The following is a 26,183-nucleotide window of genomic DNA, read 5'->3' on the forward strand; positions in this document are numbered from 1 at the left end:
TTACAAAGATTAACAGGAATTGACTTTAAAGCAGATAAATGCCGAAATAAGTTATGGACAATAATCGACCTAAACATATCCCGATGACACAAATAAAAAGTCAGCTCTTATCATCTCTTGATAAACGCGCCCTTGTCTTTGTTGGTCTGATGGGTGCAGGCAAATCAGTAATCGGCAAACGGGTTGCTACCATGCTTCGTTTACCTTTTTATGATTCTGATCATGAAATCGAAAAAGCTTCAAAAATGACTATCACCGAACTCTTTAAAATTTATGGTGAATCAGAATTCCGCGCTCTTGAACAACGTGTTATTCTCAACCTCTTAAAAAAAAGTCCTCTGGTTTTAGCAACAGGTGGGGGAGCCTACATAAATCAAAATATCCGAAAAGTGATTCATCAAAATGGTATATCTATCTGGCTTAAAGCCGACCTTGATATTCTCATGCAACGTGTCTCAAAGCGCAAAACGCGACCACTTCTCCAAACAGAAAACCCTAAGGAAACCATGAAAAAACTCATGGAACAGCGCTATCCTATTTATGCAAAGGCAAACTTAACAATTAACAGTCATAAAGAAAGCCGTCTTACCGTCGCAAAAAATGTCATACGGTCTATAAAACACTATCTCGATACAGAAAATAACCATAGGAACAACTAGTATGCAAACCAAAACCGTTACTGTTAAACTGGACAAACACAGTTACGATATCATCATTGGACCAGATCTCATTGCGCAAGCTGCTTTACAGATTAAGCATTCTCTCCACCAAACAGATTCTCATCAAACACGTTTGGCGATTGTTACAGATACAAATGTTGCATCCCTCTATTTAGAGACATTACAAACAGAATTAACCAAAAATAAAATTCATACTGTTCCAATCGTTGTGGAAGCAGGAGAACAATCGAAATCATTTTCAACCCTGCAAAGCGTCATTGATAAAATTCTTGCTGCACGTCTAGAGAGAGGAGACTGCGTTATTGCTTTTGGTGGTGGCGTCATTGGTGATTTGGCAGGATTTGCCGCAAGTATTATCCGCCGCGGCATGAACTTCATTCAAATGCCCACAACACTGCTTGCACAAATTGACTCCTCTGTTGGAGGAAAAACGGGTATTAATAGCCAATATGGTAAAAATCTTATTGGCACTTTTTATCAACCGCGATGTGTTATTGCTGACACTTGTATTCTTGATACATTACCACGGCGCCAATTTCGTGCTGGTTATGCAGAAATGGTCAAATATGGTCTCATTAATCAGCCTGATTTCTTTGACTGGCTTGAAAAAAATGGACAAAAAGTTTTCTCAAATGGCCCTATACGAACAGAAGCCATTGTTCGCTCATGTCAATTTAAAGCCGATATTGTAGCGCGCGATGAATACGAAACGGGAGAACGTGCACTCTTAAACCTTGGTCATACATTTGGGCACATGCTTGAAACAGCAACCGCTTATGACTCAAACCGTTTAATCCATGGTGAAGCCGTAGCAATTGGGATGATTCTAGCGCACCAGTTTTCCGCACAACTAAATTTAATAGATCCCCTACTCACACAGCGCATTGAATCTCATTTTAAAGCCGTAGGATTGCCTACACAACTAAAAGATATCGTAGGTACACTCCCAAACGCTGAAACACTGATGACTTTCATTGCTCAAGATAAAAAGGTCTCGCAAAACAACTTAACGTTCATCTTAACACGCGGACTTGGACAATCATTTATTGCGAAAAATGTTTCATCAAATGCAGTTTTGACCTTTTTGGAACAAAAATTGACGGAAATTCGTTAATTCATATTGAATATAATTGATTCGTTTTTATACTTCTATTAAAGAAAGAGATATGATGATGTCTGCGTAGCTCAGTAGGATAGAGCACAGGATTCCTAAAGAAATTGGGCGCATTGAGGAGAAATCCTCAAAGTGGATCTGCTCAAATTCGGGGAAAGCTTCATGGGAGACCATATGCCAATCCCGAGCCAAGCCTCTCTGTTATAAGGGAAGGAAGGTGTAGAGACTGAACGGGCAGCACCTAAAGAGCGTGAGCTTTACGGTGAAGAGACAGTCCAGACCACAAACAGCTTTTAACGCTGGCGGTGAAAATCGAAGTGGTATGAATCCTGGGGTCGCAGGTTCGAATCCTGCCGTGGACACCATCATATCAGTCAAATTATTCTTGGTGCAATATAGGGAAGCATTATGAAAAAAACTCTACATATTTTAGGATTTTTGGCCGCTTCAAGTTTATTAATTTTTAACTCAAGCAATGCCTTGGCAGGCTCTATAATTCTTGAGGTAGCAGATAATCCAGAGCCAACAACACGAACTATTACTTATCAATGTAATACAGGGGTCAGTAAAGAACGCGTTAAAGCAACCTACCACAACGCTGATAATATTTCGTTGGTTGATTTCAAATGGAAAGGTGATCGCGTTATTGCTGCTAATGTTATTGCTGCTTCTGGAGCAAAATATGCAGGAGCTCAGTATATCTGGTGGGAAAATAACAAAGAAGTTACACTTTATGATCTCGCAAATGACCCAGAAGAGAAAAAACCTATCCTCTGTAAAGATGAATCAACATTATTATTCTAAAGAATAAGAGGAATATGATGAAAAAAATTTCTTTTACACTACGGTTTTTTACCGCTTTAAGTTTATTATTATTCAGTTCAATAAATGCCTTGGCTGCTTCTTTAGTCATTGAGGTACCAGATGATCCAGCACCAATGACAGAGGTCGTTGCCTATCAGTGTAATATGGAAAAAAATAAAGAACCTATTGAAGCAACCTACTACAATGCTGGTAATATTGCTCTTGTTGATTTCAAATGGAAAGGAAAGCGCATTACCGGTTCCAATGTCATTACTGGTTCTGGAGCAAAATATGTAAGCGGACAATATGTGTGGTTGACAACGAAAAATGAAGCTTTATTTTATGATCTCATAAAAGATCCAAAAGAAGAGGATCCTATTCGCTGTGTAGAAGAAAAAATCACACAATAAATTGTATATCAAGAACTGCGCTGGTTCTCATCACATGATATTTCTTCCGATGTATGCGGTTGTTTTTTCATCTGATGTGATAAAAGAGCCAGCGGTTTTTCTGGTGTATTTTCTGAATGGTGCCGATAAGCAGCTGCTTGTGATACCAACATGGAAGCCACAGGTATCGTTACGAGTAAGAAAATCATTAATAATATTTCATGAAGCACAATATGATGATCTACGAAGATAGAATAAAGGAATGATGCAATAAGAATACTTCCAGCTCCCCAACTTGTACTGAGTGAAAGCATATGCAAACGCTTATAAAAACTGGAAAGACGTACCAATCCTATCGTTCCAATCAATGTGAGACCAGATCCTAATATTAAAAAAAACGTGACAGCAATAGCAACTACGAGTGATATATCATCTTTCATTCAATAATTTCCCCCCGCATGAGAAATTTTGCCAAGGCAATACTTGATACAGGACCTAATAACCCAATGATGAGAGGTGCTATAAAATAAATGGTTGTTCCTGAACGAAGATCAAATGTAAGAAACAAAAGAATAGTCGTTATATAAAGAGCATCTAACCCCACGATTCGGTCCTGCGCCCGTGGACCACGAATTAATCGAAACAGTGCGAAAATCATTGCCAAACTCAAAAAAAACTGGGAAATAAAAATCCCCCAATAAAGAATCATCATACTCATAAGAAAATCTCCAGAAGCAATTGCTCATAGCGTTGTTTGATAAACTGTTGATAATCATATCCATTTTTAAAATCTAAAACATGCAGTAAAAGCTCACCATTTTTTCTATTATAAGCAATCCAAACGGTTCCTGGAGTAACCGAGAGTATGCATGCTAAAATTGCCAAAGCAGTACGACTTTCAAGCAAAAGGGACACAACAATAAAACCAGACCGCTGCTTTTGAGATCTTTTAGTCAAAACAAAGCAAGCCACAGCAATATTTGAAATAATAGAATCGATAAACACACGAAAAATCAAACGAAAAACTGCACGCCAATTTTTAACAGTGATTTTTTCCGGTTCAAGAAAACGTATCACCCAACCACAAAACAAAGCAACGATAATCCCTAAAAGTAATTGACCTAAACTAAAACCATTTAAGGTCAACCACATAAAAACGATTGCAGCACTGAAAAGAGGGAAGGGACAAACATAATTCATCGGCTGATCTTTCCATTCTCAAAAGAAAAATCATCTAAAACGCTTCCAATATAGTTTTGAGGATTATATAAAGCTTTAGCTGTTTCAGACATATAATGGCTAACAGGAGCGGCTACAACAGTTATAAGAAAGCATAAAGCAAGCAGAACAGCAATAGGTGCAAATTCAATCACCTGCACACGCGGAACTCTCCCTTCAAGAGAAACCCAAAAAGTTCGAATTCCCATTCGTGTGAGAGCAATTAAAGTTGCAAAACCAGATAGAGAAACAAAAATTATAAACAGCCAATCTTGGTAAGCCGGTACAAAAACAGATAAATCTCCCTTAGTGTGGTTTAAAATTGCCATAAACATTATAAGTTTAGCCACAAAACCAGAAAAAGGCGGAAACCCAACAATTAAGAGAGCACAGATACAAAAACACCCGCCGAGAATTGCTAAAGTTACTGGTAAATAGGTACCAACTTCCTCCTCTTCCTCCTCTTCATCATCACCATAAACTTCCATCGTAACAGTCAAAACATTTGCCGCTACATCTTGACAGCGTTCAACAAGTTCCACCAAAAGAAAAAAAGCGCCAAGTGCTAAAGTTGAAGAAACGATATAAAAGAGTGCACCTGCTGTTAGTGCTGTGTGGCCAATTCCAATTGAGCTCAACAATGTACCAGAAGAGACAAGAACGCTATAAGCTGCCAAACGTACCAAAACTTGACTAGCCAAAATTCCAATAAAACCAAAAGCTATGGTAGCAAGCCCACCATAAAACAAAATCATATGACCCAAATAGCTAAAATATCCACTTTCAGGACCAAACCATAACAATGTCAGACGTAAAATAATATAAATACCCACCTTACTCAAAAGTGCAAAAGAAGCCCCAATCGGTGCTGCTACTGCGCTGTAGGTTGGCATCAACCAAAAATTAAGTGGCCACATACCTGCTTTGAGTAAAAAAGCGATGCCCAAAAATGCAACACCTATTTCAAAGAGAACAATATCCACAGAAGCTATATATTTTATTTTTACAGCCAAATCAGCCATATTCAAGGTACCAACAATTCCATAAATGAGTGCCGTACCAATGAGAAACAACAACGAAGCAACAAGATTAACCACGACATAATGCAATCCAGCACGCACACGTAATTGACCAGAACCATGCAAGGCAAGTCCATAAGAAGCTGTTAACATTACTTCAAAAAACACAAATAAATTGAACAAATCCCCTGTTAAAAAAGCACCATTTATTCCAACCATGAAAAACTGCATCAATGACTGAAAATGAGGACCAGCTTTATACCAATACGCCTGTGCAAAAACCAACGCACTTGCCATCACCAAGCTGGAAAGCAAAAGCATCATAGCGCTTAAACGATCAAGAACCAAAACAATTCCGAAGAGAGAAGGCCAATTACCAAGCCGATAGACCTCCGCAGCAGGCGCAAATTCAAGAGCACGCAGAATTAATAAAACAGCAACAATGATCAACAATCCAGCAGAGAAAAAACTTATGAATGATTTAAGTTTTGCACGACGTTCATCATAAAAAAGCAAGAGAGCTCCAGTGATTAACGGCAAAACAATAGGTAAAATAAGAAGATGTTGCACATAGACTGCCATCATTGCACCTCACGTCCATCAACGTGATCTGAACCTGTTAATCCGCGTGAAACGAGTAAGATAACCAAAAAGAGAGCTGTCGTAGCAAAACCAATCACTATTGCTGTTAAAACTAAAGCCTGTGGAAGAGGATCAACATAATTTTCTGGATTAATCACTTTAGTAGGATCAACAATTGGCGCAGCATTACTACGCGGTCTACTCATTGAAAACATAAAAAGATTGACACCATAAGAGATCAAAGACAAACCAAGAATAACTTGGAAAGTTCGTGGACGTAAAATGAGCCAAATTCCTGATCCAACAAGAACACCGATAGCCAACGAAAGAACAATTTCCATTAATTTTCCTTCTCTTTCACAAGAGGTTTCTTACCGATTCGATAACTACGAATTGACTGGTGTGCAAGTGCAATTAAAATAAGAACCGTTGCTCCCAACACAACAGAAAACACACCAAAATCAAACAAAAAAGCAGTTGTTATAGGAATCTTTCCAATCAATGGCAGATGCATATATTGGAAAAAAGAGGTTAAAAAAGGAGTACCAAAAAACCAAGCTCCTACTCCCGTTAAGACGGATAACAACAAACCAAAACCCATCCAGCGCAGTGGCAAAACTCTCAAATGGCTTTCTACCCAACGAATATCACGAGCAAGATATTGCAAAATAAAGCCTATCGCTAAAGTCACTCCACCAACAAATCCACCTCCAGGAAGATCATGCCCACGCATAAATAAATAAACTGAAAAAGCAATGATAACAGAAAAGAGCCACCCCATAATAACAGCAGGAACAACAAGATAGTTCAAGACGGGATCCCCCACATCTCTATCAGGCTGTGCCACATCAAAAGCTTTTTGAACACGTTGTTGAAAAGGCGCATTAATACTTTCAGGAGCGGGGCGAAATCGTCGTAAAAGAGCAAAAACCGTGAGTGAAACAACACCCAAAACGACAATTTCTCCCATGGTATCAAAACCACGGAAATCAACCAACAACACATTCACAACATTGCGACCACCAGCACCGCTGTAAGCATTCGTTAGAAAAAAATCGGCAACTGTCGGACCTTGAGGACGTGTCATCATTGCAAAAGAAAGCCATGCTATACCAATGCCTCCCATAAGAGCTATAAAGAAATCACGAACACGACGCAAACGCACATAAAAACAAACAGGGGTTGGAACAGGATTATACAAACGCTTAGGCAACCACCGTAAACCAAGCAACAATAAAACGGTTGTCACCACCTCAACAACCAATTGTGTTATTGCTAGATCAGGTGCAGATAGCCACAAAAAGGTTGCACCAGTCATCAGACCTGCTCCAGACAACAGCATCAGTGATGCAAGACGATGAAATTTTGCTTGCCAAGCAACCAAAAGTGCACAAGATCCACCCACTAACCAAACGGCTAGAAAAGGGATATCAAGCGGAAAAAGTGGTAATGAACCAGCTGAAATAAAACCATCATACCAAAGTATAAGACCAACAAATACAAAACACAGCAAAAAAATCCAGTGTAATTGTATTTGCAAACGACGTGTCGACAAAACCGCCTCCAGCGCCCGTGCCCATTTCCAAGAAATAGTCACCAGAACGCGTTCAAAAATGCGCGTTCCTTTTAAATGACGAAAAAATGGTGGTCCATCATCACAAGATAAAAAATAACGATGCCCGAAAAAATAAAGCAATCCGCCTCCTAATAAAGCCACCAAACTCATCATTAATGGCGTATTAAGCCCATGCCAAACAGCTAAATTATAAGGGATTGTCATAGGTCCTAAAACAGAGACAACAGCATTATCCAAAATAGGTCCTATTGTTAAATTAGGCAAAATACCAACTGCCAGACAAATAAATACCAACAGTTCTATGGGTAAGCGCATAAAATGCGGTGGTTCATGCGGCGTTTTGGGTAAATTAACAGCTTTTTCCCCTAAAAAGACACCATGAATAAAACGTATAGAATAAGTCACACTAAATAGACTAGCGAGTGTTGCCACATAAGGTGCCATCCAATCGAGCCATGAGTCCATATGCATTTCCACCGCTTCAGCAAAAAACATCTCCTTCGATAAAAAGCCATTTAACAAAGGAACTCCAGCCATCGCGGCACTCGCTACCAAAGCAAGAGTTGCTGTAATAGGCATAGTACGATAAAGACCTGTCAACTTACGCATATCACGAGTTCCAGTTTCATGATCAATAATGCCAGCAGCCATAAACAAAGAAGCTTTAAAAGTAGCATGATTAGCCATATGAAAGATTGCTGCAACACATGCCAGCGGACTACCAAGACTTAAAAGTGTGGTAATCAACCCAAGATGACTGATTGTTGAGTAAGCAAGTAACCCTTTCAAATCTTGCTGGAACATGGAAAAATAAGCACCAAGAAGAAGTGTTGAAAGTCCTGAAAAACCGACCAACCAAAACCAACTTTCCGTTCCAGAGAGTACTGGCCATAAACGAACCAGCAGAAATAGCCCTGCTTTTACCATTGTTGCTGAATGCAAATAAGCCGACACTGGTGTTGGAGCAGCCATCGCACCAGGCAACCAAAAATGAAAAGGAAACTGTGCACTTTTTGTTAATCCTCCCAATAAAATACAAATAAGGACAGGATTATAAAGAGCACTTGATCGGATCATGTCGCCAGACTGCAAAACCTTATCCAAATCAAAACTACCAACGATGTGACCAATCAACAAAACGCCACTAAAAAGGATAAAACCACCAAAACTTGTGATTGTTAAAGCCATGCGTGCTCCCTCACGCGCACTTGCATTCTGGTGCCAATAACCGATCAACAAAAAAGAAAAAATACTGGTGAGTTCCCAAAAAATAACCAAAAAAACGAGATTGCCAGATAAGACTATCCCTGTCATTGATCCCATAAAGGCTAGGAAAAAAGCAAAAAAACGCGGTACGGAATCCGCCTGATCCATATAATAACGCGCATAGACAACAACGAGAAGTCCAATTCCTGTAATGAGCAAACAAAAAAGCCACGCCAGACCATCCATACGGAAGATCAAATTAACCCCCCATTCAGGAAGCCACGAAACATCTAATCGTACCACGCGATTTCCGCGAACCGATGGATAAAGTATGATTGTAAAAAGAAGACTGAAAAGTGCAATAACCCCAGCAAACCACGCTTCATTATTATTTTTAACTGTCGAACGAAATAAGCTGATAACAGCACTTCCACCAAAAGGAAGCAAAACGAGCAACATCAACATTGCTTCCCGTGTTGTCATTATTTAAGCTCCATCCTGTCCTTAACTATTTTGTCGATGACAAAATAAAAATTTACATTATCACCCCCCTTATTGTACACTTAACGATAATAAGATTTAATAAAACTTAAAAGCAGTTAAATTTTTCAAAAAACAACTGTTACGTGAAAAACAGACCCTGCATACAGATTCCTTCTTTATTTTAAGAGCGAGAATGAGCACGACAAGGTTTGATAGAAATTTTTCTCTATTTAATAATTTTTACTTTAAAAAAAAGCGCGAAAGACACTGCTTACGGGACCCATGGAAAGGCTGATAACTATTATCGTTTTTATTATAAGAACGATAACGCGCCTGACAAGATTCAATATGTTGTTTAAGCATCCATGGCTCTTTTTTCTCTAAAGAAGAGGTTAAAAACACTCTTTTTGGCTCTGAGGCAACTCTTAATGGTGCATGTTTTTTTTCTGAATATGGTAACACAACAAAAGCCGCTTCAGGATACCACCAATTATCTTTATACTTAACATAACCACGCCGATAATTATGATATCCCTTAAAACCATTAAGTTCTCTGCGCCCTGTAAAGATTAACGCTACCGCACTATCGTCAACAAAATCTGAAGGAGCCACTTTGATCTCATCCCCCCTCTTATCTTGCACCAAATTAACAATATTAGTTGTTATAATGAAAAAAACGCCCAAAAGTACAAGAGCTAAAGCATAATACAATTTTTTTTTTATACACATAATGTAAATCTCAAAATACAAAAACAAAACGCAGCAACAGAAAATATTTCTAACGCTAGACAGAAAAAGATTCTTTTTCTAAGAGTCTTTTTTCTAGAGACATTCTGTTGCTCTTTGTACTAAACGTTGATCTCAAGAATAAGATCCTTCAAAAGAGAATGGATAAACAATGATAAAAACCCCCTATTATCTTATAGATAAGTCTAAGCTCATCAAAAATATGGAAGTGATCACTCGCTTACGCAGCATATCCGGAGCAAAAATTTTACTTGCTTTGAAATGTTTTGCTACATGGAGTATTTTTGATTTAATGTCTGAATTTATGGATGGAACCACGTCATCATCTCTTTATGAATTGCGTTTGGGAAGAGAAAAATTTGGCAAAGAAACCCATGCTTATTCAGTTGCTTGGGCTGATCATGAAATTGATGAAGTCTGCAGCTATGCAGATAAAATTATTTTTAATTCCATCCAACAACTTCAACGTTTTTCAGATTCAACAAAAACTCTTCAACGAGGTCTCAGATTAAATCCAAGAATCAGTGCATCCAATTTTGATCTTGCCAACCCTTCCCGCCCTTTTAGTCGCTTAGGAGAAACCAATAAAAACGCTATAAAAGAAGTTTTACCACTCATCAATGGCCTTATGATTCACAACAATTGCGAAAATGCTGATTTTAATCTTTTCAATCAAATGCTCGGGTACATGGAAGAAAAATTTGCAGAACTTTTTGTTGCGGTTGACTGGATTAGCCTTGGCGGAGGAATTCACTTTACTGATGAAAATTATCCTTTAGAAACTCTTGCTGAACGATTAAAACATTTTTCCAATACCTATGGTGTTACTATTTTTCTAGAACCAGGAGAAGCCGCTATAACAAAAAGCACCACACTAGAAGTAAGTGTTCTTGATACATTGTATAATGAAAAAAAACTCGCTATCGTTGATAGCTCCATTGAAGCACATATGCTTGATCTTCTCATTTATCGTGAGAGTGCAAAACTAGAACCAAATCAAGGTCCATACGAAATTATGATATGTGGAAAATCATGCCTTGCTGGTGATATTTTTGGAACATTTCAATTTCCCAAACCTCTTAAAATAGGCGATAGACTGTCTTTTCAGGATGCAGCAGGTTATACGATGGTCAAGAAAAATTGGTTTAATGGGGTTGCAATGCCTGCTATTGTTATCAAAGAATTTGATGGTACGCTAACGCTTCAACGTCAATTTAGTTATCATGATTATCAGGCAAGTCTTTCATAAAAGAGAACAATAAAAAACATTCTACAACAAACAGTATTAAAAAGGAGATCAACCTACAATGAAGAAAAATATTCTCATTATTGGTGCTGGAGGTGTTGCACAAGTTGTTGCGCACAAATGTGCTCAAAACAACGATATTCTCGGTGAAATTCATATTGCTTCACGAACTCTCAAAAAATGTGAAGCCATCATTGCCTCCATTAAAGAAAAAAATACAATGAAAGAACGAGGCGTTCTTCAGAGTCATAAACTCGATGCAATGAATGTAGAAGAAACTGTAAAACTCATCCAAAAAACCAAATGTGAAATTGTCATCAATGTTGGTTCAGCTTTTCTTAACATGTCTGTTCTTTCCGCTTGTATTAAAACCAAATGCGCTTACATTGATACCGCCATTCATGAAGATCCGTTGAAAATTTGCGAAACACCTCCTTGGTATAGCAATTATGAATGGCCTCGTCGTCAAGAATGTGAACAAGCTGGTATCACCGCCATTCTAGGAGCTGGTTTTGATCCAGGTGTTGTAAATGCTTACGCAGCATTAGCGCATAAGGATTATTTTGATAAAATCACCGATATTGATATCATTGACATCAATGCCGGCAGCCATGGACATTGGTTTGCCACGAACTTTGATCCAGAAATTAACTTTCGAGAATTTACAGGACAAATATGGTCTTGGGAAAATAAAAAATGGGTTTCTAATCAAATGTTTGAAGTCAGTAATGAATGGGATCTTCCTGTTGTTGGAAAACAAAAAGCCTATATGACAGGACATGATGAAATTCATTCATTATCCAAAAATCTTGATGTTGAAAATATCCGCTTCTGGATGGGATTTAGTGAACATTACATCACTGTTTTTACCGTTTTAAAAAATCTTGGTCTCTTATCTGAACAGCCCATTACAACAGCAGAAGGACAAGAAGTTGTGCCTCTAAAAGTTGTAAAAGCTGTCTTACCAGACCCTGCTTCTTTAGCACCGAACTATATAGGAAAAACTTGTATTGGAGATCTTATTAAAGGCAAAAAAGATGGAAAACCAAGAGAAATTTTTATCTATAATATAACCGATCACAAACAAGCTTTTAACGAAACGGGTGCACAAGGCATTTCTTATACAGCTGGAGTACCAGCAGCAGCAACAGCCCTTCTTATTGCTACGGGTGAATGGGATGTTAAAACCATGGTCAACGTAGAAGAACTGCCACCTCATCCCTTTCTCAAACATCTCGATCGCATGGGGCTTTCCACCTGGATAAGAGAACAACAAGAAGAGAAAAAATTACAATTTTAAGCTTATCTCTAGCACGATAAAAGATTGTTTTTTAAACGGTGATATAAGATACTTTTATGTATATAAAATACAATGTTGTCTCTATATGACTCTAGCGCTTTTTTGTATAAACCAAATGGAGAAATGTATCATTTGATGGAATATTGTAGTTAAATTCTCCAAAAATGCATTACATCAGTACTCAACAGAGAAAATTTGCTTAAGAAAAGCCAATCTTGTGATAGATGAGTGCGTTTGAGAAATTATCCTTTGATAAAAAATACAGAAAAACCGCCTTTATAAGGGCGGTTTTTTTTCAAAAGTACACAACTATAAAATTAGCGATAAAGTATCTTTTAGACTTTTTCAATAAACATCACAAAATGCTCAAAGCACCTTTAGATATGAAGTGGTGTAGCAAATGTTGCTAAAGCAGCCTCCCGCACAGCTTCTGATAAGGTAGGATGCGCATGGCAACAACGCCCTAAATCTTCTGAAGAACCGCCAAATTCCATTAAAACTGCAATTTCATGGATCATCTCACCAGCACCAAATCCAAGAATATGCCCCCCCAGAATCCGATCTGTCTTTTTATCAGCAAGAATTTTAACAAACCCATCACTCTTTTGCATAGCACGTGCACGACCATTAGCCATAAAAGGAAACTTACCAACATTATAATCAATACCGGCAGCTTTAAGTTCTTCTTCTGTCTTTCCTACACTAGCAATTTCCGGCTGTGTGTAAACAACACTAGGAATGACATCAAAATTAACATGTCCCTTTTGACCTGCTAAAATTTCTGCTACAGCAACCCCCTCTTCCTCAGCCTTATGCGCCAACATTGGTCCTTTAACAACATCACCAATCGCATAAATTCCTGGAATATTCGTCTGCCACTGCGCATCGATAACCACAAAGCCGCGCTCATCCATCTGAACACCAGCCTCACTCAAACCAAGACCTTCCGTGTATGGAGAACGTCCAGTTGCAATCAGTACAACATCAGCCTCTAAAGTTTCAGCAGCACCACCTTTAACGGCTTCAAAACTTACCTGAGCCGTTGAAGCAGTTCGGGTAATAGCTGTTACTTTTGCACCAGTTTTATACTCAATACCCTGTTTTTCCATTATTTTTTGGAACTGCCGTGAAATTTCACCATCCATCGACCCTAAAACTTTATTAAGATATTCAATAATGGTTACCTTAGCACCTAAACGGCTCCAAACGGAACCAAGCTCTGAACCAATAACACCAGCTCCCACAACAATCATACGTGTTGGTACTTTTTCAAGGGTAAGTGCTCCCGTAGAGGATACAACAACTTTCTCATCAACTTCAACATTCACACCTAGAATGCTTGAACTCTCTGAACCCGTAGCAATAATAATATTCTTCGTTTCAATCTTCTGTATACTACCATCCCGAACTGTGACCTCCACATGACCCGCACTTAAAATTTTGGCTGTACCAAAAAAAGTATCAACTTTATTCTTTTTCATCAAAAAAGAAACACCACTCGTATTAGCTGTCACAACAGCCTTTTTATGCGCCATCATTTGTTCAAGATTAAACTTAGATTTTGCAATAGAAATACCAAGTGTTTCAAAACCATGCTGTGTTTCAGCAAATACTTCTGAAGCATGTAACAACGCTTTAGAAGGAATACAGCCCACATTAAGACATGTTCCTCCTAATGTTACTCGTTTTTCAATAATTGCTGTTTTAAGCCCCAATTGTGCCGCTTTTATTGCTGCAACATAACCACCTGGTCCCGCTCCAATCACAACCACATCATAAGACATCCGTTCTTCCTTTCATCCTGAAAATTGTACTTTTACAAGTCAAGAACAAGGCGTTCCGGATCTTCTAAACTTTCCTTAACGCGCACAAGGAAAGTCACTGCTTCTTGGCCATCTACAATACGATGATCATAAGAAAGCGCTAGATACATCATGGGGCGAATCACAATTTGTCCCTCCATAACTACAGCCCGCTCTTTAATTGTATGCATTCCCAAAATACCAGACTGTGGTGCATTCAAAATCGGCGTAGACATTAATGATCCATAGACCCCCCCATTGGTAATGGTAAAAGTTCCACCTTGCATATCAGAAACCGCTAATTTTCCATCACGAGCAAGACGCCCCAAACGGCCAATTTCTTTTTCAATCTCTGCCAATGACATTTGATCTGCATTACGTACCACGGGAACAACCAGCCCTTTATCCGTTCCAACAGCAATTCCGGCATTGACATAGTTTTTATAAATAATATCTGTTCCATCAATTTCTGCATTAACAGCAGGAAGCTCTTTCAATGCATGACAAACAGCTTTGGTAAAAAAGCCCATAAAGCCGAGCTTAACACCATGTTTTTTTTCAAAAATATCCTTATAACGCTTACGCAAATCCATCACCGCAAACATATCAACCTCATTAAATGTGGTTAACATTGCCGCTGTATTTTGTGCATCTTTAAGACGACGCGCAATTGTTTGACGTAATTTCGTCATACGAACCCGCTCCTCATGCACTTCCTGCATAGGAGCAACCGAAGAACTAGATACAGAAGAAGAGGTGACTGTAGAAACCGTGGGAGTAGGTGCTTTTTCTCCTTGTGTCATAACAGCCAAAACATCTTCTTTGAGAATTTGTCCACGTTTTCCAGAGCCTGAAATATCGCTTTTTACAATATTATTTTCTGCCATTAATTTTGCTGCTGAAGGCGCAGGAGGCATTGTACTGCTTGAAGAAGACTGCTTCAATTCAGATGAAGTAACAGACACAGATGTATCAGAAGATGGCAATGCCCCAGAGACACCAACTTCTCCAGCTTCAACTACCCCTAATAGCGCATTCACTTCAACTGTGTCGCCTTCCTTTGCAATGATTTCAGCCAATTTCCCCGCAACCGGTGAAGGAACCTCAACTGTTACCTTATCAGTTTCTAATTCAACCAAAGGTTCATCCCTAGCAACAGCTTCGCCAAGCTTTTTAAACCATTTACCAACAGTCGCCTCGGTAACCGATTCGCCCAAAGTAGGAACACGGATTTCAATAGTCATAATATTCTTCCATAGGTCAGAGTAGTCATAAATTTAAGAGCCCAATGCGTCTTCAAGAAACGCAGCAAGCTGTTCAAGATGTTTCACCATCAACCCAGAGGCTGGTGATGCACTTGCAGAACGCCCCGCATAACGTGCACGTGAATATTGCGCATTAATATGCGTCAAAACCCATTCTAAATAAGGCTCAATAAATGACCAAGCCCCCATATTTTTTGGTTCCTCTTGGCACCAAACAATCTCTGCTTGCAAAAAGCGCGATAACACATCCACCAAAGCTTTTGCAGGAAAAGGATAAAGCTGCTCAACACGAAGTAAATAAACATCATCAATACCCCTTTTTTCACGTTCTTCATAAAGGTCGTAATAAACCTTGCCTGTACAAAGAATGACACGGCGAATTTTATCGTCCTTCTGTAATTTAATGACAGAATCTTTGAGAACTTCAGCATCATCAAGCAACAAACGGTGAAAGCTTGTTTCTGGTCCCATTGCACTAAGGAAAGAAACCGCTCTCTTATGGCGTAAAAGCGATTTCGGCGTCATTAAAATCAGTGGTTTACGAAAATCACGTTTAATCTGCCGACGCAAAATATGAAAATAATTTGCAGGCGTCGTACAATTTGCAACCTGCATATTATCTTCCGCACAAAGTTGAAGAAAACGTTCTAGACGTGCTGAAGAATGCTCTGGTCCTTGTCCTTCGAAACCATGAGGCAACAAACATACAAGACCAGACATACGAAGCCACTTACGCTCAGCAGATGAGATAAATTGGTCAAAAATGACCTGTGCGCCATTAGAAAAATCACCAAATTGTGCTTCCCAAAGCGTTAACCCCCGCGGCTCGGCAAGGGAATATCCATATTCGAAACCAAGGACAGCTTCTTCAGAAAGCATAGAATTAACAACTTCATAAAACGCCTGTCCTTTTTGCAAATTATTCAAAGGAATATAACGCGCTTCATTTTCTTGGTCATAAAGCACTGAATGACGTTGTGAAAATGTTCCACGTTCAACATCCTCACCGGAAAGACGAATTGGTGCTCCTTCTAAACAGAGTGAGCCAAAAGCGAGTGCTTCAGCTGTTGCCCAATCAACGCCCTCACCTGTTTCAAAAATTTTAGCACGATTGCTCAAAAAACGCTGAATAGTTTTATGAACATGAAAATCTGCTGGAATCTCAACAAGTTTTTTACCAATTTCCTTTAAAGTTTTTAATTCAACACCTGTCTTTCCACATTGTTGTTCATCGGCACTTGTAGAAGCTTTGAGACCTGTCCAGCTCCCATCAAGCCAATCTGCTTTATTCGGCTTATAAGAAGTACTTACTTCAAACTCAACTTCAAGTTTATCACGCCATAGTTTTTTTTTCTGTTCAATCTCTTCTACAGCAACCACCCCTTCTGCAACCAATTGGTCTCCATAAAGTTGAAGAGTGGTTTTGTGATTACGGATAGCTTTATACATCAGCGGCTGCGTGAAGGAAGGTTCATCACCTTCGTTATGCCCATAACGACGATAACAGAACATATCAATCACCACCGGCTTATGGAAAATTTGACGAAATTCTGTTGCCACTTTTGCAACAAAAACGACAGCCTCAGGATCATCACCATTCACATGGAAAATTGGTGCATCGATCATTTTTGCTACATCTGATGGATAAGGTGAAGAACGCGAAAAACGTGGATCTGTTGTAAATCCAATCTGATTATTAATAATCACATGAAGAGAGCCAGCAACGCTGTAACCTTTAAGACCTGAAAGGCCAAAAGTTTCCTGAATAACCCCTTGGCCTGCAAAAGCAGCATCACCGTGAATAAGCAAAGGCAAGACCTTTGAACGTTCATTCAATGGAAGCGCATCCGTGTGCATACGTCCTACAAGTTGATCTTGTTTAGCACGCGCTTTCCCAATAACCACCGGATCAACAATCTCAAGATGAGACGGATTTGCTAAAAGCGATAAATGAACTTTTTTACCATCAAATTCAAGATCAGCTGAAGTTCCCAAATGATATTTAACATCCCCCGATCCCTCTACATCATCAGGCTTATAAGATCCCCCTTTGAATTCATGAAAAATCGCCCGATGCGGTTTCGCAAGCACTTGTGAAAGAACATTTAAACGACCACGATGCGCCATTCCTAAAACAATTTCCTGCACTCCTAAAGCACTACCGCATTTAATAATTTGTTCGAGAGCAGGAATAAGTGCTTCACCGCCATCAAGTCCAAAACGTTTTGTTCCTTTATATTTTGTATCTAAAAACTGTTCGAATCCTTCTGCCTCAATAAGTTTGTTAAGGATAGCTTTTTTACCTTCCGACGTAAAAGTAATACATTTATCTGGTCCTTCAATACGCTCTTGAAGCCATGCTTTTTGAGCGGGATCAGAAATATGCATGTATTCCACACCAATTGTTGAACAATAGGTACGATTAAGAATCTCAAGCATTTGCGGAATAGTCGCGTATTCCAATCCTAAAACATTATCAATAAAAATTGGCCTATCATAATCAGCGGGAGTAAAACCGTAAGCTTCTGGAGAAAGTTCTTTGTAGTCATCAAGCTTTTCCGCTAACTGAAGGGGATCAAGCTGTGCACGAAGATGCCCCCGTGTGCGAAAAGCACGTATCATAATGAAAGCATGAATAGAATCACGTGTTGCTCGCACAATGTCTTGTTCGCTAAAAGCTATTCCTTTTTGCGCAGTACCTGTTGTTGCTGCTTTTTCCTTTAATTTATCACCAACATGCTTTTCAAGAACAGACCAATCGCCATCGAGAGCAGAAACGAGCTCACTATTTGCCTTTAACGGCCAATGATCACGTTGCCATGTTGCCCCTTCAGCATTTTTGAGAACATCTTCCTTTTTATCATGAAGATTTTCAAAAAAAGTACGCCACTGTGAATCTACACTGCTAGGATCTTTTTCATATTCGGCATAAAGCTGATCTATGTAATCCGCATTTCCACCATACAGAAATGACGTTTGTGCAAAAAGACTATTTATCTCGTCTTGCCTTGCCATATATCTCTCCGGAACATCTATTCCGTCTCCTTATATTTTTTTTGACCTTTAAACGCTTGCAAAACAAACGAAAATCAGAAAGTTCAAAAAAGCTTTCACCTTTTTACATCCAACATTTTATCTTAATAAGAATATACCCTTATTAAGATAAAGTTTTTCAGCCCTTCAAAACCGACATCAAAGTTTTGCCTATCTGAGACGGTGAAGGAGAAACCCGAATTCCAGCTGCTTCCATTGCGGCAATTTTATCTTCTGCTCCACCTTTTCCACCCGAGATCACAGCACCAGCATGCCCCATGGTACGCCCTGGAGGAGCTGTACGACCAGCAATAAAGCCAACCACCGGTTTTTTGCGACCTTTTCTTGCTTCATCTTGGAGGAACTGTGCTGCTTCTTCTTCGGCACAACCACCAATTTCCCCAATCATAACAATAGACTGAGTTTCATCATCTGCTAAAAACATTTCCAACACATCAATAAATTCGGTACCCTTAACAGGATCGCCACCAATACCAATAGCTGTTGTCTGTCCAAGTCCTTCATGACTTGTTTGAAACACTGCTTCATAGGTTAGAGTCCCTGAGCGTGAAACAACTCCAACAGAGCCTTTTCTAAAAATAGAACCAGGCATAATACCAATTTTACATTCATTTGGTGTAAGAATACCAGGGCAATTAGGACCAATGAGACGGGATTTTGATTTCTCCAACCTTGCCTTTACCTTCACCATATCCATAACAGGAATGCCTTCTGTGATACAGATAATCAAACGGATCTCAGCATCAATCGCTTCTATAATAGCTGCTGCCGCCCCTGCAGGTGGAACATAAATAACGGAAGCATCAGCGCCTGTTTTTTCTTTTCCCTCTGCAACACTAGCAAAAATAGGAAGGGTTTCACCTTTTGAACCTTCCCATATCTCACCACCCTTTTTAGGATTGACACCACCAACCATTTGCGTGCCGTAGTAAGCAAGTGCTTGTTCTGTATGAAATGTTCCTGTTTTTCCTGTAAGCCCTTGAACCAGAACTTTTGTATCTTTATTCACAAGAATTGACATCGCTTAAGCTCCCTTCACGGCTGCAACAATCTTTTGAGCAGCATCATCTAAATCATCAGCGGGAATAACATTTAAACCACTGTCACTGATAATCGCTTTACCTTGCTCAACATTCGTACCTTCAAGACGAACAACCAAAGGAACCTTTAAACCAACTTCGCGAACGGCAGCAACCACACCCTCAGCAATGACATCGCAACGCATAATACCACCAAAAATATTGACCAAAATACCTTTAACATTGGGATCAGCAGTAATAATTTTAAAAGCAGCAGTTACCTTCTCTTTTGAAGCTCCACCACCAACATCGAGGAAGTTTGCTGGTTCAGCTCCATAAAGCTTAATGATATCCATTGTCGCCATAGCAAGACCCGCACCATTGACCATACAACCGATTGTACCCTCAAGAGCGACATAAGCAAGATCATGCTTTGATGCTTCTATCTCTTTGGGATCTTCTTCTGAAGTATCGCGTAATTCCAAAATATCTGGATGACGGAACAGAGCATTATTATCAAAAGAAACCTTTGCATCAAGAACGCGCAAATGACCGTCTTTCATGACAATAAGTGGATTGATTTCAAGAAGGCTCATATCTTTTTCACAAAACGCCTTATAGAGAATTGGAAAAAGCTTTTCTCCATCTTCTCTCGCACACCCTTGCAATTCCAATGCATCACAAAGCCTCGCACAATCATCAGAGGTAACACCCTGTGTAGCATCAATGGATAGAGTTAATATTTTTTCTGGTGTTTCTTCAGCGACCGTTTCAATATCCATTCCACCTTCTGTTGAAACCACGAAAGCAACTCGACCAACGCTACGATCAACCAAAAGAGAAAGATAAATCTCCCGTTCGATATCAGCACCATCCTCAATATAAAGACGATTGACTTGTTTACCCTCTGGACCAGTTTGTTTGGTTACCAAAGTTTTACCAAGCATTTCTTGGACATTTTCAACAACTTCTTCAACCGATTTTGCAAGCCGAACACCACCTTTTGCATCAGGATCAAGTTCTTTAAACTTACCCTTACCACGACCACCAGCATGTATCTGACTTTTAACCACATAAAGAGGTCCAAGCAATTTCTTTGCCCATTTTTCAGCTTGCTCTACAGAATAAACAGCGACACCATTTGCAATTGGTGCTCCATATTCATGAAGCAGACGTTTGGCCTGATACTCATGGATATTCATGCATTTGTCCTTTTCTTTTATGAATTACTTTAACTAATTTTCAAATCCTAATCTTTCAGATACTCTATTTAAATGAACAGAACCTTGCTTAATTTAAGCAAGACTAGGTACAAGAGCGGTACAAGCTTCACAAAGCTTCTTAACCGCATTCACTGAATATTCAAAAGCACTTTTTTCTTCTTTATCAAGATCAATTTCAATGATTCTTTCAACACCACCCGCTCCAAGCACCACAGGAACACCAACATAGGTATCGTTCACCCCGTATTGCCCTGAAAGATAAGCCGCAACAGGAACAACACGCTTAGTATCCTTCAAATAGGCCTCAGCCATAGAAACAGCAGAAGCTGCTGGTGCATAAAAAGCAGATCCTGTTTTTAACAAGCCAATAATTTCTGCACCACCATCACGGGTACGTTGGATAATTTGATCAATTCTTTCTTGTGTGGTCCAGCCCATCTTCACAAGATCAGGCAAAGAAATACCACCAACTGTTGAATAACGCACCAAAGGCACCATTGAATCACCGTGCCCTCCTAAAACAAACGCGCTCACATCTTTAACAGAGACCTTAAATTCCTCAGACAAGAAATAACGAAAACGTGCCGAATCAAGAATACCAGCCATACCCACCACTTTATGAACGGGAAGACCTGAAAATTTTTGCAATGCCCATACCATTGCATCAAGGGGGTTAGTGACACAAATAACAAACGCTGAAGACGCATATCTTTTTATCCCAACACCAACCTGTTCCATGACTTTTAAATTAATGCCTAAAAGATCATCACGACTCATACCTGGTTTACGTGCAACTCCTGCTGTTACAATAACAACATCAGCCCCCTCAATTGCCTCATAAGCATTTGCGCCTTTTAAACTGACATCAAAACCATCAACGGGTGAAGATTCGACTATATCAAGCGCCTTCCCCTGAGGCATACCTTCTGCAACATCAAACAAGACAACATCACCAAGCTCTTTAAGCCCAATTATATGTGCTAACGTGCCCCCGATCATACCCGAACCAATGAGAGCTATTTTTTTCCGTGCCATTTTATTTTTCCTCACTAAAAAACTCAACATATACTTAACCAGCGCCGATATATTAAATATTTTCTTTACTTCACAGAAGCCATAATCCTCCACGGAAACATGCTATTAGAAAAATTACTATAGATGTATCGATAAAGTGAATTTCTAAAAAATACAATAGAATTATTACACTTGTTTTGAATTCAACGAGTTATTATTCTTAAAGTTTACGTAAAGATAAAATGATAATCAGCTTTTCCTTTAAATGAGAAAACGTTCTGCCCAAACTTTTAAATAATCTTTGCTTTGCATCTCAAAAAGACGTGATTGTGTTCTCTGAAATTCAAATGTTTCGGAAGTCTGCGCATACCCCTTATATAAATCCTCAAGTTTTGCCGCCGCTGACATAAATAATCTTATGTGGTGTTCATAAAGGACATCAATAAGTAAAATAAATCGTTTTGTTTCGTTGCGATATGTATCATCCATAACCGGTACATTATCGATAAAAATCGTATGATAACGTTCCCCTAATGCTAAATATTCAGCTGCTGCCAAAGACTTTGCACATAAATCTCGATAATCAAAGCGTGCACAACCCGCACCAACACGAGGAAGAGGGATAAGACGCCCTTTTATAAAGAGTTCATCAGATATTTCTTGGTGTCCTTGCAATGCTAACGCCCAAGCTTGATTCATGTATTCATCTGCTTTCCTGCCTAATGGCGTTATATACACATGTTGTAGATTCGATTTTTCAAGCCGATAGTCTGTCTTTGCATCAAGGTTAACGACATGAACATGTGTTTTCAAAGCCTGAATAAAAGGCAAAAAAAGATCTCTGTTTAAACCGTTATAATAAAGATTATCAGGAGCAACATTTGAAGTCGCAACGAAGAAAGTCCCTTTATCAAATAAAGCAGCAACAAGACGACCAAGCACCATGGCATCAGCAATATCTGTGATACTAAACTCATCAAAACAAAGCACTTTGGCTTCTCGTACAAGATCTTGGGCAACAGCTAAAATAGGATTATCTTGTCCAGCTTTTTTGTGTGTTGATGCTTTACGGTAAAAATTAATACGCTCATGTATATCAGCCATAAAATCATTAAAATGAGCACGCTTTTTACGCTCCAGCGGCAAACAAGAAAAGAACAAATCCATCAGCATGGTTTTGCCCCGTCCTACTTCGCCATAAATATAGAGCCCTTGAAAGAAAGTATCGCCTTCTCCTTGTCTTAAAACATGGAACAATGGTTGTTTTTTTCTCTTGAAAAAATGCCAAAATGCTAGAGGGCGGGAAATATTTTGTTCTGTAATTTTTTGTAATAAATGATCAAAAGACTCTGTCAAAGCCAATTGAGAAGGATCAAAACTGATTTCTCCCTTTAAGACCAGCTCTTTATAACGCGTTGAAACCAAAGTCATAAAAACAACCTTTTCCACACCATTTTTCATAAAAAATAGATGTTTTTTTCAAGGACCTATACATCTATTTCTTATTTTTATAAATGGTCAAAAGCGCTTTAGCGGCTTAAAATAACGGTGTGATCATCAAGTGTACGTCCTTCAAAACGATCAACATTGGAAGAATAAAGGGAAATAATGACGCGTCCTGAATTATTATAGAAATATAATCTTTTTCCTTTAACAGCCCACGACTTCACTTGAGAAATGATTCCTGGACACTGTAGGGGCCCTGCACGATATCCTTGTCCAAATTTTGTCTGTGGCGTTGCAATTCGACAAACTTTGCCCCCCATAGAAAGGTTCCATACCCCAGCAATACTTGCAGGAAATAAATCAATAGCACTACTTGGTAATTCAAGGCTGGCCATTCGTCCATCACTTTGAGAATCTCCTTTCTCATACATTGAACCATCTGCTGCTTCAGTAGCCGATGAAGAAGATGATACATCAGGCACCACTTCTGTTTCTATTTGTTGAAGTGGATAAAAAACTTCTAATGTGTTGTTACTATCATTACTGTCAAACCGCGATGTTAAACACCCTCCTAAAAATGTAACTGTTGATAGTGCAACGAAAAATGAAATCCTTGAAAATGCCATATCTATACTCTTTCCCACGACAATAAATAAGCTCACTCAAAGAAATGAGTGAACATTTGTTATATAGCATTTTACAAAGATACGTTAACAAATAAAAAAAACAGCATGAAAATTGCCGATTTTAAATAGATAAATAATCTTTCTATCCGTTTTATATCTATTAAATACTAGAAATTTATAAGATTTTCCGTCATATATTTTTGTAGGCAATCAATAAAAATAGAGAAATTTCATGAAAATACCATTCAGCAAAATGAACGGTCTTGGAAATCAAATCGTTGTAGCTGATATGCGTGACAGCGAAGATGCCCTCACATCACAAGCAATTCTTGCCTTATCAGCAGATTCTCAAACACAGTTTGATCAAATTATGGCACTTCACCCACCAACTCACAAAGGAGCTGATTTTCGCCTTGAAATATGGAATTCTGACGGCTCCATGGCTAAAGCCTGTGGCAATGGTACCCGTTGTGTCATCGCATGGCTTACAGACCATAATTTGGGTGAGATCTTTCGATTAGAAACCCCTGCTGGAATTATTGAAGGCAAACGCGAAACCAACAATCTTATTTCTGTTGACATGGGGAACCCAAATTTCAATGCAAAAGACATGCCTGTTTCACGTGAAATAGCTGATACCAATCATGTTGATATCACTGCTGGGCCCTTAAAAGATGCGAGCCTTGTATCTATCGGCAATCTCCATGCTATTTTCTTTATTGAAAGTGATATTAAACATCTTCCATTAGAAAAATATGGACCAAAACTTGAAAATGACCCTCTTTTCCCAGAACGATGTAATATTTCCATTGCTCAAGTCATGTCAAAGAAAAGCCTAAATTTACGCACATGGGAGCGGGGTGCTGGATTAACGCAAGCATGTGGGAGTGCTGCTTGTGCGAGTGCGGTAGCTGCTTATCGACGTGGGCTTACAAAACGCCATATCGATGTGAATTTACTAGGGGGAAAACTTAATATTTTTTACAGAGAAGATGATCATATTATCATGACTGGTCCAATTGAATATGAATTTAGTGGTTTTTTAAACCCTTTAACAGGAAGCTATAAAAAGGTTCACTTTTGATGACAATAGAAATTGTAACATTTGGTTGTCGATTAAACAGCTATGAATCAGAAATTATACGCAAGGAAAGTACTTCTTCAGGGCTAGATCAACTCAAAGATGGTGCGATCATCTTTAATACCTGTGCAGTCACTGCAGAAGCTGTGCGACAAGCAAAACAAGCGATCCGCAAAGCAAAACGAGAAAATCCTCATGCCCGTATTATTGTCACAGGATGTGCTGCACAAACAGAAGGCCAAAATTTTGCTTCAATGACAGAAGTGGATCTTGTTTTAGGCAATGAAGAAAAACTCCATGCGCATTCTTATCGTCAACTTCCTGATTTTGGTATCAACCATTCCGAAAAATTGCGTATCAATAATATCATGGAAGTGCAAAAAATTGCTCCGCATATGGTGAGTGCGATGGAAGAACGCACACGTGCCTTTGTACAAGTGCAAAATGGATGCGATCATCGCTGTACCTTTTGCATTATTCCTTATGGTCGCGGGCCGTCACGTTCAGTCCCCATGGGAGCTGTCATTGAACAAATTAAACAGCTTATAGATAATGGTATTCAAGAAGTGGTTTTAACAGGTGTTGATCTTACAAGCTATGGTCACGATCTACCTGGAAAAGCGACTTTAGGAAAATTAACTTCTGCCATTTTACATCATGTTCCTGACTTACCTCGATTACGCCTTTCATCAATTGACTCTATTGAAGCAGACGAAGAACTTATTAATCTTTTAGCCTATGAAACAAGGATCATGCCGCATTTACATTTATCCTTGCAAGCAGGCGATAATATGATTTTAAAAAGAATGAAAAGACGACATTTGCGTGAACATGCAATTCAATTTTGCCAAGAATTACTAGCCAAACGGCCTACAATGGTTTATGGTGCAGATCTGATTGCTGGTTTTCCTACCGAAACAGAGGAAATGTTCCAAAATAGCCTCGCTTTGATCAATGATTGTCATTTAACACACCTTCATGTCTTTCCTTTTAGTCCAAGAGAAGGAACACCTGCCGCACGTATGCCACAAATTGATCGTAAAATAATTAAGATACGCGCACAACGGCTACGCGAAGTAGGTGAAAAGGCTTACCAAAGACATCTTGCTCGCTTACAAAATAGCCAGCAAACAATTCTCGTTGAAAAAGATGAAATTGGACGAACAGAAGATTATACTCTTGTACAAATAAAAGGAGCAAAAGCTGGAACAATTGTTCAAGCCCTTATTGTTGACCATGATGGCAATAAATTGATTGCTGTCCTTCCAAAATTAAATGCAGCTTGAGCA

The 26,183-nt window shown here is 39.0% G+C and carries 23 protein-coding genes; 8 read left to right on the plus strand and 15 right to left on the minus strand.

The window, feature by feature from the left end:
- Positions 1-53 precede the first annotated feature (53 nt).
- The 4 genes from ABD917_RS00910 (at position 54) to ABD917_RS00925 (ending at position 3,008) form a co-directional block, all read left to right on the plus strand.
- Positions 54-659 (plus strand): shikimate kinase, encoded by a 606-nt coding sequence (locus ABD917_RS00910; RefSeq protein ID WP_345118208.1) that lies wholly within the window; start codon positions 54-56, stop codon positions 657-659.
- A 1-nt stretch (position 660) separates the two neighbouring features.
- Positions 661-1,794 (plus strand): 3-dehydroquinate synthase, encoded by a 1,134-nt coding sequence (gene aroB / locus ABD917_RS00915; protein ID WP_345118209.1) that lies wholly within the window; start codon positions 661-663, stop codon positions 1,792-1,794.
- A gap of 408 nt (positions 1,795-2,202) precedes the next feature.
- Entirely contained in the window at positions 2,203-2,598 is a 396-nt protein-coding gene (locus tag ABD917_RS00920; RefSeq protein WP_345118210.1) for an MliC family protein, read from the plus strand.
- A 17-nt stretch (positions 2,599-2,615) separates the two neighbouring features.
- A complete protein-coding gene (locus tag ABD917_RS00925) occupies positions 2,616-3,008 on the plus strand; it encodes an MliC family protein (protein ID WP_345118382.1) in 393 nt (130 codons plus the stop codon).
- Between the two features lie 8 nt (positions 3,009-3,016).
- On the opposite strand, the gene mnhG is transcribed toward ABD917_RS00925, so the two are convergent.
- The 7 genes from mnhG to ABD917_RS00960 all read right to left on the minus strand — a co-directional run bounded on the left by mnhG (position 3,017) and on the right by ABD917_RS00960 (position 9,800).
- Positions 3,017-3,427 (minus strand): monovalent cation/H(+) antiporter subunit G, encoded by a 411-nt coding sequence (gene mnhG, locus ABD917_RS00930; RefSeq protein ID WP_345118211.1) that lies wholly within the window; start codon positions 3,425-3,427, stop codon positions 3,017-3,019.
- Positions 3,424-3,705, minus strand: a complete 282-nt coding sequence (locus ABD917_RS00935; protein ID WP_345118212.1) for a K+/H+ antiporter subunit F — start codon at positions 3,703-3,705, stop codon at positions 3,424-3,426. The genes mnhG and ABD917_RS00935 overlap by 4 nt, the downstream gene beginning before the upstream one ends.
- The gene (locus ABD917_RS00940; protein WP_345118214.1) at positions 3,702-4,187 is read right to left on the minus strand and encodes a Na+/H+ antiporter subunit E; all 486 of its coding nucleotides are present in this window, start codon (positions 4,185-4,187) and stop codon (positions 3,702-3,704) included. Before ABD917_RS00940 ends, ABD917_RS00935 begins: the two co-directional genes overlap by 4 nt.
- Complete coding sequence (locus ABD917_RS00945; RefSeq protein ID WP_345118383.1) at positions 4,184-5,806, minus strand: monovalent cation/H+ antiporter subunit D; 1,623 nt, start codon at positions 5,804-5,806, stop codon at positions 4,184-4,186. Before ABD917_RS00945 ends, ABD917_RS00940 begins: the two co-directional genes overlap by 4 nt.
- Entirely contained in the window at positions 5,806-6,147 is a 342-nt protein-coding gene (locus tag ABD917_RS00950; RefSeq protein WP_144751771.1) for a Na+/H+ antiporter subunit C, read from the minus strand. Before ABD917_RS00950 ends, ABD917_RS00945 begins: the two co-directional genes overlap by 1 nt.
- Complete coding sequence (locus ABD917_RS00955) at positions 6,147-9,071, minus strand: monovalent cation/H+ antiporter subunit A (RefSeq protein WP_345118215.1); 2,925 nt, start codon at positions 9,069-9,071, stop codon at positions 6,147-6,149. The genes ABD917_RS00950 and ABD917_RS00955 overlap by 1 nt, the downstream gene beginning before the upstream one ends.
- A gap of 240 nt (positions 9,072-9,311) precedes the next feature.
- Complete coding sequence (locus ABD917_RS00960) at positions 9,312-9,800, minus strand: BA14K family protein (protein ID WP_345118216.1); 489 nt, start codon at positions 9,798-9,800, stop codon at positions 9,312-9,314.
- A gap of 169 nt (positions 9,801-9,969) precedes the next feature.
- Between ABD917_RS00960 and ABD917_RS00965 the strand changes: the two genes are divergently transcribed.
- Both ABD917_RS00965 and ABD917_RS00970 read left to right on the plus strand, forming a co-directional pair.
- Positions 9,970-11,067: a carboxynorspermidine decarboxylase gene (locus ABD917_RS00965; protein ID WP_345118217.1), complete on the plus strand. Its 1,098-nt coding sequence runs from the start codon at positions 9,970-9,972 to the stop codon at positions 11,065-11,067.
- A gap of 58 nt (positions 11,068-11,125) precedes the next feature.
- A complete protein-coding gene (locus ABD917_RS00970) occupies positions 11,126-12,364 on the plus strand; it encodes a saccharopine dehydrogenase family protein (RefSeq protein ID WP_345118219.1) in 1,239 nt (412 codons plus the stop codon).
- Positions 12,365-12,741: 377 nt separating this feature from the next.
- On the opposite strand, the gene lpdA is transcribed toward ABD917_RS00970, so the two are convergent.
- From lpdA to ABD917_RS01010, 8 genes are all read right to left on the minus strand, one after another.
- A complete protein-coding gene (gene lpdA, locus ABD917_RS00975; RefSeq protein WP_345118220.1) occupies positions 12,742-14,148 on the minus strand; it encodes a dihydrolipoyl dehydrogenase in 1,407 nt (468 codons plus the stop codon).
- 32 nt (positions 14,149-14,180) lie between these two features.
- A complete protein-coding gene (gene odhB / locus ABD917_RS00980) occupies positions 14,181-15,410 on the minus strand; it encodes a 2-oxoglutarate dehydrogenase complex dihydrolipoyllysine-residue succinyltransferase (protein WP_345118221.1) in 1,230 nt (409 codons plus the stop codon).
- Between the two features lie 33 nt (positions 15,411-15,443).
- Positions 15,444-18,446, minus strand: coding sequence for a 2-oxoglutarate dehydrogenase E1 component (locus ABD917_RS00985; protein WP_345118222.1), 3,003 nt, complete (start codon positions 18,444-18,446; stop codon positions 15,444-15,446).
- Between the two features lie 157 nt (positions 18,447-18,603).
- Positions 18,604-19,506, minus strand: coding sequence for a succinate--CoA ligase subunit alpha (gene sucD / locus ABD917_RS00990; protein WP_345118223.1), 903 nt, complete (start codon positions 19,504-19,506; stop codon positions 18,604-18,606).
- A 3-nt stretch (positions 19,507-19,509) separates the two neighbouring features.
- On the minus strand, positions 19,510-20,706 hold the full coding sequence (gene sucC, locus ABD917_RS00995; RefSeq protein ID WP_345118224.1) for an ADP-forming succinate--CoA ligase subunit beta: 1,197 nt from the start codon (positions 20,704-20,706) through the stop codon (positions 19,510-19,512).
- Between the two features lie 93 nt (positions 20,707-20,799).
- Positions 20,800-21,762, minus strand: coding sequence for a malate dehydrogenase (gene mdh / locus ABD917_RS01000; protein ID WP_345118225.1), 963 nt, complete (start codon positions 21,760-21,762; stop codon positions 20,800-20,802).
- Between the two features lie 240 nt (positions 21,763-22,002).
- Positions 22,003-23,172, minus strand: a complete 1,170-nt coding sequence (gene zapE, locus ABD917_RS01005; protein WP_345118384.1) for a cell division protein ZapE — start codon at positions 23,170-23,172, stop codon at positions 22,003-22,005.
- Positions 23,173-23,270: 98 nt separating this feature from the next.
- A complete protein-coding gene (locus tag ABD917_RS01010) occupies positions 23,271-23,813 on the minus strand; it encodes an AprI/Inh family metalloprotease inhibitor (protein ID WP_345118226.1) in 543 nt (180 codons plus the stop codon).
- A gap of 232 nt (positions 23,814-24,045) precedes the next feature.
- Here ABD917_RS01010 and dapF point away from each other — a divergent pair, with 232 nt between their 5' ends.
- Together dapF and mtaB are read left to right on the plus strand one after the other, a co-directional pair.
- Entirely contained in the window at positions 24,046-24,897 is an 852-nt protein-coding gene (gene dapF / locus ABD917_RS01015; protein ID WP_345118227.1) for a diaminopimelate epimerase, read from the plus strand.
- Positions 24,897-26,180, plus strand: coding sequence for a tRNA (N(6)-L-threonylcarbamoyladenosine(37)-C(2))-methylthiotransferase MtaB (mtaB, locus tag ABD917_RS01020; RefSeq protein WP_345118228.1), 1,284 nt, complete (start codon positions 24,897-24,899; stop codon positions 26,178-26,180). Before dapF ends, mtaB begins: the two co-directional genes overlap by 1 nt.
- The last annotated feature ends 3 nt before the right edge of the window (positions 26,181-26,183 follow it).

This window comes from Bartonella pachyuromydis (assembly GCF_039543065.1).
Taxonomy (GTDB): Bacteria; Pseudomonadota; Alphaproteobacteria; order Rhizobiales; family Rhizobiaceae; genus Bartonella; species Bartonella pachyuromydis.

What these genes read in the sequence shown, in the direction of transcription:
- mtaB (WP_345118228.1), top strand. Translation starts at nt 24,897, where the DNA reads ATGACAATAGAAATTGTAACATTTGGTTGTCGATTAAACAGCTATGAA.
- sucD (WP_345118223.1), bottom strand. Translation starts at nt 19,506, where the DNA reads ATGTCAATTCTTGTGAATAAAGATACAAAAGTTCTGGTTCAAGGGCTT.
- lpdA (WP_345118220.1), bottom strand. Translation starts at nt 14,148, where the DNA reads ATGTCTTATGATGTGGTTGTGATTGGAGCGGGACCAGGTGGTTATGTT.
- zapE (WP_345118384.1), bottom strand. Translation starts at nt 23,172, where the DNA reads ATGACTTTGGTTTCAACGCGTTATAAAGAGCTGGTCTTAAAGGGAGAA.
- ABD917_RS00910 (WP_345118208.1), top strand. Translation starts at nt 54, where the DNA reads ATGGACAATAATCGACCTAAACATATCCCGATGACACAAATAAAAAGT.
- ABD917_RS00955 (WP_345118215.1), bottom strand. Translation starts at nt 9,071, where the DNA reads ATGACAACACGGGAAGCAATGTTGATGTTGCTCGTTTTGCTTCCTTTT.
- odhB (WP_345118221.1), bottom strand. Translation starts at nt 15,410, where the DNA reads ATGACTATTGAAATCCGTGTTCCTACTTTGGGCGAATCGGTTACCGAG.
- sucC (WP_345118224.1), bottom strand. Translation starts at nt 20,706, where the DNA reads ATGAATATCCATGAGTATCAGGCCAAACGTCTGCTTCATGAATATGGA.
- ABD917_RS00985 (WP_345118222.1), bottom strand. Translation starts at nt 18,446, where the DNA reads ATGGCAAGGCAAGACGAGATAAATAGTCTTTTTGCACAAACGTCATTT.
- ABD917_RS00940 (WP_345118214.1), bottom strand. Translation starts at nt 4,187, where the DNA reads ATGAATTATGTTTGTCCCTTCCCTCTTTTCAGTGCTGCAATCGTTTTT.
- mdh (WP_345118225.1), bottom strand. Translation starts at nt 21,762, where the DNA reads ATGGCACGGAAAAAAATAGCTCTCATTGGTTCGGGTATGATCGGGGGC.
- mnhG (WP_345118211.1), bottom strand. Translation starts at nt 3,427, where the DNA reads ATGAAAGATGATATATCACTCGTAGTTGCTATTGCTGTCACGTTTTTT.
- ABD917_RS00925 (WP_345118382.1), top strand. Translation starts at nt 2,616, where the DNA reads ATGAAAAAAATTTCTTTTACACTACGGTTTTTTACCGCTTTAAGTTTA.
- ABD917_RS00920 (WP_345118210.1), top strand. Translation starts at nt 2,203, where the DNA reads ATGAAAAAAACTCTACATATTTTAGGATTTTTGGCCGCTTCAAGTTTA.
- aroB (WP_345118209.1), top strand. Translation starts at nt 661, where the DNA reads ATGCAAACCAAAACCGTTACTGTTAAACTGGACAAACACAGTTACGAT.
- ABD917_RS00960 (WP_345118216.1), bottom strand. Translation starts at nt 9,800, where the DNA reads ATGTGTATAAAAAAAAAATTGTATTATGCTTTAGCTCTTGTACTTTTG.
- ABD917_RS00935 (WP_345118212.1), bottom strand. Translation starts at nt 3,705, where the DNA reads ATGAGTATGATGATTCTTTATTGGGGGATTTTTATTTCCCAGTTTTTT.
- dapF (WP_345118227.1), top strand. Translation starts at nt 24,046, where the DNA reads ATGAAAATACCATTCAGCAAAATGAACGGTCTTGGAAATCAAATCGTT.
- ABD917_RS01010 (WP_345118226.1), bottom strand. Translation starts at nt 23,813, where the DNA reads ATGGCATTTTCAAGGATTTCATTTTTCGTTGCACTATCAACAGTTACA.
- ABD917_RS00945 (WP_345118383.1), bottom strand. Translation starts at nt 5,806, where the DNA reads ATGGCAGTCTATGTGCAACATCTTCTTATTTTACCTATTGTTTTGCCG.
- ABD917_RS00950 (WP_144751771.1), bottom strand. Translation starts at nt 6,147, where the DNA reads ATGGAAATTGTTCTTTCGTTGGCTATCGGTGTTCTTGTTGGATCAGGA.
- ABD917_RS00970 (WP_345118219.1), top strand. Translation starts at nt 11,126, where the DNA reads ATGAAGAAAAATATTCTCATTATTGGTGCTGGAGGTGTTGCACAAGTT.
- ABD917_RS00965 (WP_345118217.1), top strand. Translation starts at nt 9,970, where the DNA reads ATGATAAAAACCCCCTATTATCTTATAGATAAGTCTAAGCTCATCAAA.